Annotated in this window: 17 protein-coding genes; 10 read left to right on the top strand and 7 right to left on the bottom strand. The window is 26.0% G+C overall.

The window, feature by feature from the left end; translation table 11 throughout:
• The first annotated feature begins 30 nt into the window (after window positions 1–30).
• Window positions 31–882 (top strand): carbohydrate ABC transporter permease, encoded by an 852-nt coding sequence (locus X275_RS02060; protein WP_047267302.1) that lies wholly within the window; start codon window positions 31–33, stop codon window positions 880–882.
• A gap of 28 nt (window positions 883–910) precedes the next feature.
• On the opposite strand, the gene X275_RS02055 is transcribed toward X275_RS02060, so the two are convergent.
• The 3 genes from X275_RS02055 to X275_RS02045 all read right to left on the bottom strand — a co-directional run bounded on the left by X275_RS02055 (window position 911) and on the right by X275_RS02045 (window position 4,395).
• Complete coding sequence (locus X275_RS02055; RefSeq protein ID WP_047267301.1) at window positions 911–2,551, bottom strand: HD-GYP domain-containing protein; 1,641 nt, start codon at window positions 2,549–2,551, stop codon at window positions 911–913.
• Window positions 2,552–2,618: 67 nt separating this feature from the next.
• Complete coding sequence (locus X275_RS02050; protein ID WP_047267300.1) at window positions 2,619–3,992, bottom strand: GAF domain-containing protein; 1,374 nt, start codon at window positions 3,990–3,992, stop codon at window positions 2,619–2,621.
• A 10-nt stretch (window positions 3,993–4,002) separates the two neighbouring features.
• Window positions 4,003–4,395, bottom strand: coding sequence for a response regulator (locus X275_RS02045; protein WP_052913528.1), 393 nt, complete (start codon window positions 4,393–4,395; stop codon window positions 4,003–4,005).
• A 355-nt stretch (window positions 4,396–4,750) separates the two neighbouring features.
• Here X275_RS02045 and X275_RS02040 point away from each other — a divergent pair, with 355 nt between their 5' ends.
• From X275_RS02040 to X275_RS02030, 3 genes are all read left to right on the top strand, one after another.
• Window positions 4,751–5,749 carry a sensor histidine kinase gene (locus X275_RS02040; protein ID WP_047267299.1) on the top strand — a complete coding sequence of 333 codons (999 nt, stop codon included), beginning with the start codon at window positions 4,751–4,753 and terminating at the stop codon, window positions 5,747–5,749.
• A gap of 2 nt (window positions 5,750–5,751) precedes the next feature.
• Entirely contained in the window at window positions 5,752–6,156 is a 405-nt protein-coding gene (locus tag X275_RS02035; protein ID WP_047265986.1) for a response regulator transcription factor, read from the top strand.
• A 356-nt stretch (window positions 6,157–6,512) separates the two neighbouring features.
• The gene (locus X275_RS02030; protein WP_047267298.1) at window positions 6,513–7,658 is read left to right on the top strand and encodes an AAA family ATPase; all 1,146 of its coding nucleotides are present in this window, start codon (window positions 6,513–6,515) and stop codon (window positions 7,656–7,658) included.
• Window positions 7,659–7,834: 176 nt separating this feature from the next.
• Here X275_RS02030 and X275_RS02025 read toward each other — a convergent pair whose 3' ends face one another.
• Complete coding sequence (locus X275_RS02025) at window positions 7,835–8,659, bottom strand: SDH family Clp fold serine proteinase (RefSeq protein WP_047267297.1); 825 nt, start codon at window positions 8,657–8,659, stop codon at window positions 7,835–7,837.
• 221 nt (window positions 8,660–8,880) lie between these two features.
• Here X275_RS02025 and X275_RS02020 point away from each other — a divergent pair, with 221 nt between their 5' ends.
• From X275_RS02020 to X275_RS01995, 6 genes are read left to right on the top strand one after another with little or no spacing between them, the layout of a single operon-like run.
• A complete protein-coding gene (locus X275_RS02020; protein ID WP_052913525.1) occupies window positions 8,881–9,369 on the top strand; it encodes a methylated-DNA--[protein]-cysteine S-methyltransferase in 489 nt (162 codons plus the stop codon).
• A 58-nt stretch (window positions 9,370–9,427) separates the two neighbouring features.
• Window positions 9,428–10,735 carry a nicotinate phosphoribosyltransferase gene (locus X275_RS02015; RefSeq protein WP_047267296.1) on the top strand — a complete coding sequence of 436 codons (1,308 nt, stop codon included), beginning with the start codon at window positions 9,428–9,430 and terminating at the stop codon, window positions 10,733–10,735.
• A gap of 1 nt (window position 10,736) precedes the next feature.
• On the top strand, window positions 10,737–11,612 hold the full coding sequence (gene pdxS / locus X275_RS02010) for a pyridoxal 5'-phosphate synthase lyase subunit PdxS (protein ID WP_047265981.1): 876 nt from the start codon (window positions 10,737–10,739) through the stop codon (window positions 11,610–11,612).
• A gap of 2 nt (window positions 11,613–11,614) precedes the next feature.
• On the top strand, window positions 11,615–12,193 hold the full coding sequence (gene pdxT / locus X275_RS02005) for a pyridoxal 5'-phosphate synthase glutaminase subunit PdxT (RefSeq protein ID WP_047267295.1): 579 nt from the start codon (window positions 11,615–11,617) through the stop codon (window positions 12,191–12,193).
• Window positions 12,193–12,810, top strand: coding sequence for a hypothetical protein (locus tag X275_RS02000; protein WP_047267294.1), 618 nt, complete (start codon window positions 12,193–12,195; stop codon window positions 12,808–12,810). The genes pdxT and X275_RS02000 overlap by 1 nt, the downstream gene beginning before the upstream one ends.
• 1 nt (window position 12,811) lies before the next feature.
• Entirely contained in the window at window positions 12,812–13,468 is a 657-nt protein-coding gene (locus X275_RS01995) for a metallophosphoesterase family protein (RefSeq protein WP_047267293.1), read from the top strand.
• Window positions 13,469–13,552: 84 nt separating this feature from the next.
• Here the strand turns inward: X275_RS01995 and X275_RS01990 are convergent, their stop codons facing one another.
• The 3 genes from X275_RS01990 to X275_RS01980 all read right to left on the bottom strand — a co-directional run.
• Window positions 13,553–15,247 (bottom strand): methyl-accepting chemotaxis protein, encoded by a 1,695-nt coding sequence (locus X275_RS01990; RefSeq protein WP_335337380.1) that lies wholly within the window; start codon window positions 15,245–15,247, stop codon window positions 13,553–13,555.
• Window positions 15,241–15,507: a hypothetical protein gene (locus X275_RS01985; RefSeq protein ID WP_047267292.1), complete on the bottom strand. Its 267-nt coding sequence runs from the start codon at window positions 15,505–15,507 to the stop codon at window positions 15,241–15,243. The genes X275_RS01990 and X275_RS01985 overlap by 7 nt, the downstream gene beginning before the upstream one ends.
• Before the next feature lie 122 nt (window positions 15,508–15,629).
• Window positions 15,630–16,453 (bottom strand): PD-(D/E)XK nuclease domain-containing protein (locus tag X275_RS01980; RefSeq protein ID WP_047267291.1); only part of this gene is annotated, 824 nt, incomplete at its 5' end.

Here is a 16,453-nt window from a genome sequence, read left to right as displayed (position 1 = left end):
CCCTGGATTGATCTAAAGGAGGACTTGTATATGATAAAATCTTATAAGACCAAAAAAAGGATAAGTGCTTTTATTTTATATATTTTAGTAATCATTATGCTTATTTTTTATATTTTCCCATTTTATTATGCTATTTCATCATCCATTACACCAAATTCCGAATTATTCTCCAGAAGCATTAAATTATTCCCAAAGAATCCTACTTTTAAAAATTATATATTGGTATTTACTGAAAGACCTTTTTACCAGAATATATTAAACTCTGTAATAGTTGCAGGAGCTACAACAATTCTTTCTTTAATATTTGGTGCATTTGCCGGATATGCTGTAGCAAGATTAAAAATACCTGGAAAAGTTGCTATAATGTCTATGATACTTGCTGTAAGTATGTTTCCTCAAGTTTCAATATTGGGAGCATTATTCCAAATATTAAGAAGCATGAAATTAATAAATACATATCCAGGGCTGATTTTACCATATATTGCCTTAAACCTGCCATTAACAACATGGATATTACATAATTTCTTTAAAGAGATTCCTATTTCAATTGAAGAATCTGCAGCAATTGATGGATGCTCAAAATTTATGACTTTGTGGAGGATTATAATTCCACTATCTGCACCAGGTCTTGTTACAACAGGACTTTTAACATTCATAGCTGCATGGAATGAATTTTTATTTGCATTAACTTTTATGCAATTGCCGGAAAAATATACTGTTCCAGTTGCAATTGCTATGTTTTCAGGAAAAACATTCTATGAACTTCCATGGGGTCAATTAATGGCGGCTGCAGTTATTGTTACCTTACCGCTGGTAATATTGGTATTGATTTTCCAGAAGAAAATCGTTGCTGGTTTAACAGCTGGTGCAGTAAAAGGATAAAAACAAAATCCCCCAATGGGGGATTTTATTATAATTCTGAAATTCCACCTATGGTTCTAATGGATGACTGCCTTCTGAAAATTATTCTATATATCGCAGATTGTAATCTTTCTGGTAATTCGAAAAATTTCGCCTCATACTCGTTATAATATAACATCTTTTTCTTTGATATTAAAGTTGCAGGTATAAATAATTTTTCTCCGAATTCTTCAATATATATCATTATAACATCACCTTGTTTAAAAATATCGTCTTCCTGATTTATTGTAAAAATTATTCCTTCTGCGGCAAAAAACTTACATCTTGCCGACTTCATTTTTGATTTTAAAACATTCCACATAACAGGTGTTAATTTTTCTCGTAAAATTGGTGTAACTTCATTTTTGTGTCCCAATAGAAAATTAAAATTCCAGAATACCTTTAATTTTGATTTTTTAGTTTCCCTTTTTTCTATTATTTTAATTACATATCCATACGGATTTTTTAATATAACCTGAGCTTTTGCTATTAATGGAAAATCCTTTGTTGTTATTTTTACTTTTAAAACTGAACCTATATTAATATTTTCTATTGTTCTTGTATTTACATAAAGAGTATCTCCTATAACTTTTTCTATTATTCCTGTTAATTCGATTAATTCTTCACCTAATCCTTCATATCTCAGGTTAATTGTTTTCGATTGCAGTGTAAGATTTAAAAAACTATCGCTGCCAAATTCTGTATAATATATTTTAAGAGCTTCTATTGCAGCATTTACAACATTAATATCATATAATTTACCTGCAGATTTTTCCAACACCTTTATAATATTACCTATTTCTTGATTTCCAGATAACACTATTTTCTCATCTATATAATTGGCTACTATTAGTATATTATCCTCCACGTCTAAATTTTTCTTTTTAAAATATCCTGTTCCTAACATATTTTCATGATGATTCAACGCTAATTTAACATATGGGTTCATCAATACATTCCCAAAAAACATTTCTTCAAGCCTTTGTAAATGAATACTAATTAATGGGTCTTTCTCCCTTTCATCTACATATTCTAACATTTCAGCAAGAGCTTTTTCAGAAAACCACATATATCCCAGGTCATGAATAAAGGAAGCTATTTGCAGCTTATATAAACTTTCCTCATCCATTCCCAATAAAGTTCCTATAATCCCCGTTAAATCTGCAACCCTTAAAGAATGTTCATACAAAAGTTCAGAATGATTTTGCAATAAATTCAAATAATTTTTTACAAAAGCCTTTATCGAATATTTATAATATTTATCAAAATATATTGCATCAATATTTTTTTCAAATATTGATAAAAAACGCGAAAAAACATCCTTATTTTTTTTAAACAACAGCAACTCTTCTGAAATTAAGTAAAAAAAACCATAATTCTTTCTCTTTTCTGGTAATAAGATTGTTTTAATAACAAAATTATCAAATTTGTTATTGATTAAAAAAGATATTTCATTGGAATATGAAATTTTAAAGTTAGATTCTCTCTTTTCTTCAAAAACATCATACATTTTTTCTGGTAATTTAAATGCAACATCCTTAGAATATTTTAAATATTCTTTATTTAAATTATCAAAAGTAAATATATTTAAAAAATTGTTTTTTTCGAGCTTTATAGCCAATCCCACAAATATATTTTTATTTTGAAACAATGTTCTTGAATATATATTTATGGCTCTTTTGATAACTTCTAAATTAAATATTTCAATCCCCCCGTTTTTATTCGGATTTGGCTGGTATTTCTATTATAAATATAATTTTTTTATTATTCTCACAATAATATTTTAAATTAATATGATAATTACTAAGCATATTTTTTGAAATATTTATGTTTTTCTCAAATTCAGAGGAAATTTTACATGTAATTGTATTACAACTGATCTTTAGTATATATAATATATCATTTTTAGTTAAATCTACATCAAATATTATATTTCTATCCAACTCAACATATTTTAAAATAGAGATCTGTATATTTAATATTGCATTTAATAAGATATTTTTTGAACCATATATATGCGCATCATCAGTATATGAACGTATATTAAACTTTATATTTGGATTTAAAAACATCAATTTTTTCCCAATTTCTACTAATACATTTTTCAAATTTACTATTTCTATATTTTCTTCAGTATAAAACCTATTTTTATACTGTATTATAGCATCTCGTATTCTATTAATAGACTTTTTTATTTCTGCTACCATATCTGGATAATTTTTTTCAAAAAAGAAAGTTATCAAATTTAAAGAGGTTAATGCACTATTAATTTCTTGAATCAAATCCCATGAAACAAAATTCATTAATAGCGTTTCTTTTGCAAGATCTGAATAATTTTCAAGTATTTTATTTAATTCTTCAGCATGTTTTATTAATAATACTTTTTCAAAAAATTTTTTTATTTTTTCTATTATATCGCTATCATATTCATAATCGTGTTTAATTTCAAAAAATTTATCTCCTATTTTTATCAAACCATTTTTTATTGGTTCATTATACTCAATAAATTTTAAAGTTACTCTAAACTTCTCTTTCATTTTTTTTATAATTGTATCCATAAAGTCTTCAATTGTTTTTGTTTCAGAATAAGATTCAACTATTAATTCCATTACATTTACATATTTATTGAACCTTTCTTTTTCTTCATGAATTTCTTCTAATAATATTATATTATATATTGAAGGTAAAAGATATTTTCGTTCCTTTAAAAGATATTTTAAATCTTTTTCTTCAAAATTATTTTTTTCCCTATTTAAATTTATTATTCCTATTAATCTTTCTTTAAAAAAAAGTGGAAAAACAATTGCTGAAGCTATATGCTTCTTCTTTCCAGTTATATTTAATTTTGATAAATTTTCATCATTTATAATCATAGGTTCTTTTTTCTTTAATACTAATTTATCTATATTTCCTATAGATATTTTATCAATATTTACTTTCAAATTTTTTTCTATCTTAAATATAACTCTTTCCTCTCCATTAAGGATAATAAGCGATCCAGAATCAACATTTATTTTGTTGATAATTCTGTCAAATATATCCTTTATATACTCATCAAACTCTTTGTAGGTTAAATTGGAAATAAAACCCATTTTTTTCACCTCATATCAGTCCTAATGAGGTCTTCCACCTTTTCACCCTTTCAACATTTTCTTTTACTAAATTAATCATATGGTCTGGTTCAAATGGTTTTTCAATAAAATCAGTAGCTCCAAGGGTTAAGGCGTGAAGAACATAATCAGGACTCGAATACGCTGTCATCATTATAACAGTTGTTAATGGAGAAATTTTTTTAGCTTTTCTTAAAACTTCTATTCCATCCATATCTTCCATTATAATATCCAACAATACAACATCATATTCTGTATTTTTAATTAACTCTATCGCTTTTTTTCCACCATCAGCTAGATCAATTTCATATTTAGCACTTTCTAACACCTTTTTTAATACGTCTCTTATAACCTTATCATCATCGACTACAAGTATTCTTGCCATTTTATTACCTCCTTCAATCATTATTATTTTTATCTTCAAAATTTCTAAAACTCTATTGTTTACAATATTTTCATATTATCTCTTTGAGAGAGTTATCTCCTTGGTATATAATATATTTGAGTTAATTTTTTATTTAATTAAGTAAAATAAAAATATACTTTTTAACAAAAAGGTTAAAGTATGAGTAATAATCCTAAACAAATTTATGATTATACCGGATATAAATTTTACTTTTTATTTGAAAAATAGTATAATATAATATATATTATTAATCTTTATTTAAATTATATCACAAAAATTAGAACATAGAAACTCCAAATTATATACTATATTTTTCAAAATAAAGGTGATTTTTATGAATTTAAAAAATAATAATAATTCGGAGATTCTTCAGTCATTACTCGATTTTTCACTAAAAATTTCTTCACTTTATATTTCTTTAAATACACTCAACAAGAGTGAGATAATTGATAATTTTATCAGCTTATTAGTTGATTATAAACTTATTTCCAGTTATTCGATATATAAAAAATCAAAATATCAATTTAATATATTTGGACACAAATATTACTATAATATAGATGACAATATTCCAACAAATATAAAAGAATATATTATAAAAATGATAAATACACACTCATCAATACTTGAATACACCTTTAAACATATACATCATCAAAAAGATTTTGATTATCTAAATATAGCAAATAACCTTATTATTGGGATGTTTCATGAAATAAATAATCCTTTATCTGTAATTTTAATGAAAACAGAAATGCTTTCAAAAAATATTGATAAAAAATATGAAAAGGATATTAAATTAATTTCTGATAATCTATACAAAATAATTGAAATAACAAATCTTTTCAGAAGTCTTGTAAAAAGAACTGAAATTAAATCCAGACTTAATTTAATAGATATACTAAAAAGTGTTGTGAAATTCATGAGATACAAAGCCGGTTCAAAAATTGAAATAAATCTTAACTACGAAAATAATTCATATTATATATACGGAAATAAACAGGAGTTAATGATAGTTTTTTCAAATCTCATAGAGAATTCAATTGAAGCTATACAAGAAACAAATAAAAATGGAATTATCAATATTCAACTTGAAAAGTTACCTACATTTTATATTGTTACAATAAAAGATAATGGCATTGGAATTTCAGATAAAAATATAAACAGAATTTTTGAACCATTTTTCACTACAAAATCCAAAAGAGGTATGGGATATGGATTATTCTTTGTTTATAATATTTGTATGAAGCATAATATAGAAATCAACGTTGAAAGTAATTTTAAAAAGGGAACAAAATTTATTTTAAAAATTCCAAAAGTAAAGGAGGAATAGTTATGTCATGGAAAATTTTAATAGTTGATGACGAATCTGGAATAAGAGAAGTTTTAAAAGACTATATTGAAATGAATTTCGAACACACAAAAATAGAAACTGCAGAAAATGCTGATATTGCTCTAAAAAAAATAAATGAAGATCAATTTCACGTTGTTTTATTGGATATTGTAATGCCAGGATTAGATGCTTTTGAATTTTTAAAAAAAGTAAAAAATTTAAACTCTTTAATTCATATAATAATGATTACAGGAAATTCTACAATGGAAAGAGTTGTTGAAGCCATAGAAGCTGGTGCAGATGATTATATATTAAAACCTTTTTCAACAAAAGAAATAGAAGAAATTTTAAAATGTTCATTTGCAAAAATAGAAAGATGGAGAAACGCTTTTAGAAACTCATTTTAATTTTTTATTATCATAATACTTCAAATTAAATATTACATCTACAAATACGATGTCTAAAAAGACTTATAAATAGAATAATAAGCGGTAAATATTAAAAAAATACTATTAATAAAAAAGATTTATTAATTTTTGTTTTTGATCCGGGAAAAATAAATTCATAGGATAAATAAGACCAGGAAATTACCTGGTCTTATTTATTTTTCATACGATACAGTGAAAATTGAAACTCCATTTTTAAGAGTTTCTTATATTGTCGAAGATAGTCGAAACTTGTCGAAGTTGTCGACTATGTCGAAGATAATATGGTATAATATATGTAAATAATAAATTATAATATTATACAAAGAGGTGTAATAATGGAATTAGGAAAAATAATAGAAAGACTTATAGATAAACCTTTAGATGAAAAAAATAAAAATTTACTTGTTAATAGAGATAAAGAATTTGAGTTGATTAATTTGATTATAAATTATCAACCATATGGAATATATGGAATATGTGGGGAGACTGGTATTGGCAAAACCACAGTTATAAATAACATACATACAGATTCTTATACTATAAAAATTTCTTTATCTCAAAGAGAAAGTCAGGATACAATATTATACGATATTTTATATAATATATCTGCAAAAACAGAAAAAGATATAGAAATATCCAGTGAAATAAAAGAATGGATTTTAGAGGAAATATCTTATATAAAAGGTTTTGCAATAGGAGTTAAATTTTTTGGTAATGGTGATATATCTAATCAAAAACAGAAAACTCCAAGGTTTAATTATTTTAAGGCTAAAGAATATTTGAATAAATTAACTGATGAATTGATAAAAAAATATAAAAAGGTTGTTTTAATAATTGATGAACTCGATAAAGAAAGCAAAAAAGAAGTTTTATTAGTTTTAGATAATTTAAAATTGGAATTACAAAAGGAAGGTTTTGTTGTTATGGTTTCATTACCATATTCTATTTATAGAGAATATAAATTTGATAGAATGCATAGAAATGAGAGCGGAAATTTAGAAAATGTGATAAAAGATATTATATACTTAAGAGAATTTACTAATAGTGAAATAAAGGAAATTCTTATAAAAAGAATAAAAGAATTTATTTATTATTTTAATGAAAGTGTAATAGACCTAATTGTAGATTATTCTGATGGTAATCCAAGAGATGCTTTTTGGATAACTCAAAAGTTAGTTTTTGAAGCATTATCCAAAAAATTAAGTAAAATTGACAAAATGTTTGCTGAAGAAACAATAAAGAATATTGTAAATGAATATTTAAATGAAATTTCTTTGACAGAAAAACAAAAATTAATGATAGACGAAGATTTGTTTCCAGGTAAGAAAGAAGAAATATTAAAAAAAGCAATAGAAAATAAAAAATTCCCACGATCTACAGCATATTCTATTTTTGATAAATTATTAAAAACTGGGATAATAATTGAACAAAATGGAATTTACAGACTTTCAGGAAAAAGTAAATATTTGTATATAAATTAAAGTTGTCGAAGATAGTCGAAATTTGTCGAAGTTGTCGACTATGCCGAAAAGTTCTGAGGGATATCCTCAGAACTTTTATATTATTACATATTATACATATATATTTAAAATTTTAATACTATATTATTATAATTGCAGTGATTAAAACCTATTATTCAAAGTTAAAACCAGATGTTCTATTTTTTATTAGTATAAGATACAAATTCTACAGTTCCTCTTTGTCTAATTGGTTGTGAATATAAATCCATTAGTGCATATACTTCTTCAGGAATATCTATTGAAATATTTAGTCCAAGTTCTTTAGCTTCTTCAACTGTTATTGGATAATCATGTGTCCATCTTCCCTCAGTTAATGTTTGAGATAATTCTTTAGCTTTTTCTTCATCCATATTATTCTTTAAAACATTAAAAATAAATCTTTGAACTTGAGATATAGATTTTTTTGCTACATCTGCTAATATTAATGTTTGATCATCAACCTTGTCCACACCTTTTTGCTCTACAACTTTAACAATACTTGGTGCAGGGTTTTGTCCTAATTGCGGATCAACAGGACCTAACACAGCATGTTTATCCATAATAATTTGATCTGCAGCTAAAGAAATTAATGTTCCACCACTCATAGCATAATGTGGAACAATAACTCTTGTTTCGGCTGGATGATCATGTAAAGCTTTAGCTATTTGTGTAGCTGCTAAAACAAGTCCACCTGGAGTATGTATAATTAAATCAATAGGTTTATCCTTTGGCGCTTTTCTAATAGCTCTTAAAATCTCTTCACTATCCTCAACATTTATATATTTATAAAAAGGAAAACCTAAAAAACCCATACTTTCCTGTCTGTGAATTAAAGTAATAACAGTAGAGTTTCTTTTTTTCGATAATGAGGATAATAAAGCTTTTCTTCCTGCAATTAATTGTGCAAACTTCATTTGTGGTCCCATTAATATGTAGAAAATAAAAATCCACCATAATAAGGTACCTAAAAATCCTGTAGTCATAAAACTCCTCCTTTTAAATAATTCTATTATTGTAATTATAACATTATTTCATTTAAAAAACTAATATTCAATTAAAATATATAACCATGAAAAAAATTTCATAATCGAAAATTTTTAATTAATATTAAGGATTATTTGTCTATATTTGAAATATATCCCTATATGATTATAAAAGAAATTCTGGTATACTACAAATATAAAAATAAAATGGAGATGATATAATGAATAACTTTATAGTAGCTGTCGAATTTGGTAGCATAAAAGGATTTGTGAAAAATAATAAAATAATTAAAATTGAAATTTTAAATGAGAAGTTAGAAGAATATTATGATGCATATAGTAAGGATTTTTATTATAAAATTAAGGAATATTTAGAAGGAAATGATGTATTGGATGAAATTCCATATGAAATTTATTATAAAAATAAGTTTGAAAAAGATGTTCTGACAGCCTTAAAAAAAGTGAAATTTGGTAAAGTAGTTTCTTATAAAGAACTTGCTATAATATCCGGATATCCAAATGCTTCAAGAGCAGTAGGTACTGTAATGGCAAAAAACACAATTCCATTGATTTTACCTTGCCATAGAGTTATAAAAAATAATTGTAATATAGGAAATTATGGTGGAGGAAGTCATTGGAAAAAATTTTTTTTAGAGATTGAAGGTATAAATATTAGGAATAATAGAGTTATTTCGTGTAACAAACTTTAACGTTTACAAAACATTTAAGAATAAATTTAAATATATAATTAAACTTGAGGTGATTAAAATGCCAAAAAGATTACATCCTAAAATATTTAAAGTGCCAATAGACAGAATTAGAATGGGGTATTATTCTGATAAGTATTTTACAAGATACGTTGAAGTATTAAAAAAAGACAACAGACATGTAAATGTGCTTTATCAGTATTTTCCAAGAAAAGATTGTGTAGTGGTTGGAATAGATGAAGCCCTTGCTATTTTAAGATTTGGAACAGGATACTATAAAGATGAAGAAAAAGCAAATGAATTATTTAATCAAATATTAAATCTTGAAAAAGCACTTCAAAATGCTGCGCATAATATGAATAAAGATGAGCTTTTGAAGATAACATCAAAAAAGTGGGATTTAAGAATGATGCTAAACGATTTATGGGTAGATAAATGGGATGAAATAGAAGTTAAAGCCTTATATGATGGTGATATTGCAAATAATATGGAACCAATTCTTACTATAGAAGGTGATCCAGCTTATTTTGGATATTTAGAAACAATATTACTCGGAGTACTTGCAAGGGCCACATCAACCGCAACAGCTGTAAAAAAAGTCGTAGATGTTGCAAATGGGAAACCCATATTGTTTTTCAGTGCAAGATTCGACCACTTCTGGGTACAGGCTACTGATGGTTACGCCGCTTTAAAAGCAGGTGCATTTGGTGTGTCAACAGATGCTAATGCCGATTATTGGGGTGTTGAATCAATGGGGACCATCCCTCATGCATTAATTGCATCATATGACGGCGATACAACAGAAGCCGCTATAGCTTTTGATAAACATATTGATGAAAAGGTAAATCGAATAGTACTTGTAGATTGGGATAATGATGTTATTGGAACAACATTAAAATTGGTATCGAAATTCTATGAATATATTACTGGAAAAACATTTAAGCCAGGTATTACGGATCCATCTATAATAATAGGTGAAGGGAAAAATAAAATATGGGGTGTTAGATTTGATACATCTGGAAGTCTCAGGGATAAAAGCGTAATACCAAAAGATAGGTCATCATTAGGAGTAAATCCAGAATTAGTATGGAGAGCAAGACAGATTTTTGATAGTAATGGATTAAAAAATCTAAAAATACTTGTTTCTGGAGGATTTGATGCTGAAAAAATTAAATTATTTGAAACGTTAGATGTTCCCGTAGATAGTTATGGTGTTGGTTCAAAATTATTAAAAGAAAAAATAGATTTTACTGCAGATATAGTAGAAGTAGATGGAAAACATTGTGCAAAAGTTGGAAGAAAAAAAGGTGATTTATCCCGATTAATTACAATTTCAAAAAAATATTGGGAAGAAAAGGGAGGCATATAAAATGGAAAAAGGTACATGGGTGGTAAAAAAAGGGTTTGCAGAAATGTTTAAAAATGGTGTTATTATGGACGTAACAACAGCAGAACAGGCAAAAATTGCCGAAGAAGCTGGTGCAGTTGCAGTTATGGCACTTGAAAGAGTTCCTGCTGATATTAGAAAGGCAGGCGGCGTTGCAAGAATGGCAAGTATTTCTAAAATAAAAGAAATAATGGAAGCAGTTTCAATTCCAGTTATGGCAAAAGTAAGAATAGGCCATATAGCTGAAGCAAGAATTTTAGAAGCTTTAGGTGTGGATTTTATAGATGAATCAGAAGTTTTAACTCCTGCTGATAACAAATATCATTTAAACAAACATGATTATAAAGTACCATTTGTTTGTGGAGCAAGAAATTTAGGTGAAGCTTTAAGAAGAATAGCAGAAGGTGCTGCAATGATTAGAACAAAAGGTGAAGCTGGAACAGGAAATGTTGTAGAAGCAGTTAAACATATGAGACAGGTTATGGATGAAGTAAGATTAGTTCAAAACATGCCAGAAGAAGAATTAGTTACATATGCAAAACAAATTGGAGCTCCTGTTGATTTAGTTGCAGAAGTTAAAAAATTAGGAAGACTACCTGTAGTTAATTTTGCAGCAGGTGGAGTTGCTACACCTGCCGATGCAGCTTTAATGATGCTATTAGGAGCAGACGGTGTATTTGTAGGTTCTGGGATATTTAAATCAAAAGAACCTAAAAAAATGGCAAAAGCTATAGTTGAAGCTGTATTACATTATGATGATCCAGAAAAATTAGCAAAAATAAGTGAAGATGTTGGGGAAGCAATGGAAGGTTTAGAAATAGACCAATTGGATGTTCATTTACAAGAAAGAGGATGGTAAGTTTGAAAATAGGTGTATTAGCTGTTCAAGGAGATATTAGAGAACATGCAAATATGATTGAAAAAATAGGACATACACCCGTTAGAGTTAAATCTATAGAAACCTTAAATGACGTTGCTGGTTTAATAATACCTGGTGGTGAAAGTACAACAATTTCAAAATTAATGAAAAAAACTGGTATTTGGGAAGAATTAAAAAGAAGAGCCAAAGAAGGATTCCCTATTTTTGGAACATGTGCAGGAATGATAGTTGTTTCTAAAAGGATTGCTAATTATCCTCAACAAGAAACAATGGGATTAATAGATATATATGTTGAAAGAAATGCATATGGAAGACAAGTATTTTCTTTTGAAGAGATTCTGGAATTTCAGGGAAATAAATTAAAAGTTACATTTATCAGAGCTCCAAAAATAGTAAAATATGGAGAAAATATTGAAAAATTAATAGAATTCAAAGATGCTCCTGTTCTTGTTAGACAGGATAATATTTTAGTTGCCTCATTTCATCCAGAAATAGAAGATGATCCTGCAATTCATCAATATTTTATAGAACAAATGGTAGCAAAAAAGCAGGTGAAATAATGATACCCTTACATGGATTTTTATCTCATTTTGTTGCAGATCATGCATTTTCTAATGTATATTCTGAAAAATTAAAATTAAAGAATAATTTAATAACACACATAGTTTGGAGTATATTAGCTATATTATCTTTTACATTTGATACATTAAAAACACCATTAGGAATAACAGCTTTTTTGTTGTTAATATCTTATCATATATTTATAGATATTTATAGAACAAAAGGAACAACCTTTAAAAGAGAAATATTATATCTTATAGGTGCTTTGATTATTAACCTAATATTTTATAAAGTTTATATGAACTCATATATTTCAAATGAATTTATATATTATTTAATTGGAATGATGTTGGCAACAAGTTTTGGCTCTTTTATTGAAAGAACATTTAATATCATTGACAAACAGATAAAAGATACAGCAGGTGCTTCTGAAAGATTAGCCATATACATATTTTTAAGCAAATTTAAAATAGAATGGGTATTAATCTCAATATTTGTTGGTTTATTGTACAGATTTTTTATCGTAAAACAAAAATCCAAAGAATGGATTTTTTCACCTATTTATGGTGTTATAATATCATCTATCTGGCTATTGATAATGAAAGGTATTTTCTAAGATGATATGGATAATATCAGATATACATGGAATGTATGAAAAATTATTAAAATTAATAAATAAAATACCAGAAAATGATAAAATCATTTTCTTAGGAGATTATATTGATCGGGGACCGGATTCAAAAAAGGTCCTCGATTTATTAATGAAATTAAGGAATAGATCCATTTTTTTAAAAGGAAATCATGAAGATATGATGATTGATTATATAGAAAAAAAAGGAAAATATGCAGAAGGTGTATGGTTTAGAAATGGGGCATCAGCTACCTTAAAAAGTTTTAATAATAATATAGAAGAAAAATATTTTAAATTTATAAAATCTTTAAAATTATATCATATAGAACAACTAAATGAACAAAAATATTTATTTGTTCATGGGGGAATTAGATATGGAATAAAATTAACAGATCAAAATGAAAAAGATTTACTCTGGATAAGAGATGAATTTTATATGAAAAATAAAAGATATGAAAATTATATTATAGTTCATGGACATACGCCAACATTTTATATAACAGGAAAATATGAAATATATTTTCATAAAAATGAAAAAAATAAAATTATCAGTATAGATATAGATACAGGATGTGTTTATGGTGGAAAATTATCAGCATTAGGAATTGATAAAAACAACAATTATAAAATAATCTCAGTTTAATAAATAACATTACCAATGCTGGGTTATAACCCAGCATTGGTAATTTATAATAATATATAAAATCATTCTTTATATTATTGGAAATTATATTTTAAATTTTTTAATATTTTCTTTTAATACTTCTGAATCATTTTTCAATTCTTGAGATACCTCTTTTAGCATGGAAATTTCATTTTTTTGATTAAATGAAATTTCAGCCATTTGTTCAATTTGTTTAAGTATTTCAGTAATGTTTTTCATACTTTTATCCATTGCAGCTGCCATCTCTTCTGTTGACGCGCTTTGCTCTTGCGATGTTGCAGTTAAATTTTCAACTTTATTATTTATTAAATCAATTTGTTCTAATATGATTCTAAAATTTTCTTTTATATTTTTTGCCCCTGATTCAACTTTATTTACTATATTAACAGTTTCTAATGTTGCGCTATTTACATCTTTAACGCTATTTTGAACATCTAATAATATTTCAGCAATCTTTTCTGTTGCTTTTTTACTTTCTTCTGCCAATTTTCGAATTTCATCAGCAACAACAGCAAACCCTTTTCCAGCTTCACCAGCTCTAGCAGCTTCTATAGCAGCATTTAAAGCTAATAAATTTGTTTGTTCAGTTATTGTGTTTATAGAATCAACAATTTCTCCTATATTACTCGTTAAATATAACAATTCTTCAACCTTTTTTTCAGTATTTTTTGATTGAATTACAGCATTGTGTATTATTTCTGATATAGTATTTAAACCTTTAGTTCCATTTTCAGCATTTTTAATACTTTCTATTGCTATAGAGGATAATTCTTGAGAATTTTCAGAAACCATTTGTGCAGAACTTTCAATCTCTTCAATTCCAGAAGTTATTTCTTCAATTGTGGAGGAAATATCATTCATATTTTGTTCTATATTTTTCGCACTTAAATATAAATCATCAGAACTTTTTTCTGTTTTCATAACAGCATCAATAACCTCTTCTGAGGATTTATCTAATTTTAAGCCTGTATCAAGAACTGATTTTAAAATATTTTTAAAATTATCCAGCAAACTTTTCAATTTTAAAAAAATATGGTCAATTTCATCTTTACCAGAACTTTTAATTTTAACGGTTAAATCTCCATCTGAAATTTTTTCAATGTTAAAAGATAAATGATTAATCTTTTTTATAAGAATTTTTGTTACAACAACAGAGAATAATAATATTATTAAGATTATAAAAATAAAAGTCATAATCATAGATTTCATTATTTCGGAGTTCAATGCAACAAAATTAGTCGTATCTTCTAAAACAGCCAATAATCCAATTATTTTTCCATTGGGTTCTTTTAAAGGAAATAGCAAAAATGAAATGCCAGGTTTTACTGTATATTTAAAAGATCCATTATTTTTTAATTCAGTGAAAAAATCCTTTATTTTATTTTCTGGCAAAAGATATTTTTTCTCAGTTGCAGCATATAGACCATTTTTTGTATAAACAAGCATATCAGTTGAAATCATTTTTTTGAAATTCATAAGAGTTTCTGAAGAAAATGGAACTCCCGTTTGAACAATTCCTATTACCTTATTCTCTACAATAATTGGATAAAAAGCTCTTAATCCAAAACCACTAGAGCCAAAATCAAAACCATAATTTTTAGTTCCATCTAAAGCTAATTTAACACCAGAAATATGAGATTTATCATCACCAAATTTTCCTGGATGATGTCCTCTATAAAAAACTTTTCCATTAGCATCTTCTAATTCTAATACTTTTAATCCTGTAACTTTTAAAACATTGAAATCTGGAACTAATATTTTTTTACATATTCTCTATTATTTGTTAGTAATCCTTTCTTTATATTATTATTATTTGAATATTTATAAGCTATTTGTAGTAATTCTTCGAATTTATTTCCAAAAAATTTATTAACGGAATTTTTTATTCTATTTTTTTCATCTTCCAATGTAAAATTTACCATTTTTCTGTTTTCAATTCGTATAACACCAAAAATTATAATTAATGGTATCAATCCTACAATAAAAAAATATAACATATATTTGTATAATAACTTCATAAAACTCCCCCTTTTATATTCTTGAATGCGATATATGTTTAAAATATATATCTCAATTATAACATATCATTAACCTAAAGTCGATATATTGCATTTTAAAATACCAAAATTCTTGTAGTCTTTTATATTTCCTCAATATACTTTGCTTCTTTACCAACAAAGATAATTATATACTTTTTCATCGTTTCATTTTTTGTGTTTAATTCATATGATTTCTTGTATTTTTCTATTTGTTCTTTTGCCTGTTTTATTTTCCTTTTTAATTTTTCTTCTGTGTATTCTTTTTGTTTTATGTATTTTACTTCTATTATCGCTTCATATGGTACTTCTTCATACCTTTTGAACATTGCTATGTCTATATACCCATTTTCTACTGGATATTCCATTTTTACCATTGCATATGGCGTTAGTATTAGATAACTATACATTATTGCTTTTATGTATTTTTCATCTAATCCCATGAATATTCTGTTGTCCATTTTGCTCAATAGGTTTTCTATTTCTTTGGCAAAGCTTTTTATTTCTCCATCTGATAGTATCTTTCTTACTGCTATCTCTATTGGCTCTGGGTCTATGTATTCTGTTAGTTTTTCTTCTATGTATTCTGTGAAGTATTCTGAGAATATTTTTTTCATTGAGTAATTTGGTATTTTTAAATATGTTATTATTCCTTTTTTTTCAAATGTCATGAACCCAAGATAGAATAATAATGATTTTATATCTTTTATTTCTATCCTTTTTCCTGGATTGAACATTGTTGTGAGTTCTGTTAATTCTGTTTTTCCTGTTAATAGTATTTCATTTAATAATTCTCCTATTATTTTTTTTGATGTTGTTTTTTCTCTTTCTTCTTTGGTTTCTTCTTTGTCTATTTTTACTCCAAGTAATTCACCAAGACTAAATAGATTCTGTACTTTTTTGTAATCACTCATTATGTTATCATCTA

It is taken from the genome of Marinitoga sp. 1197, from assembly GCF_001021165.1.
GTDB lineage: Bacteria > Thermotogota > Thermotogae > Petrotogales > Petrotogaceae > Marinitoga.
This window is presented reverse-complemented; position numbering and strand designations above follow the sequence as displayed.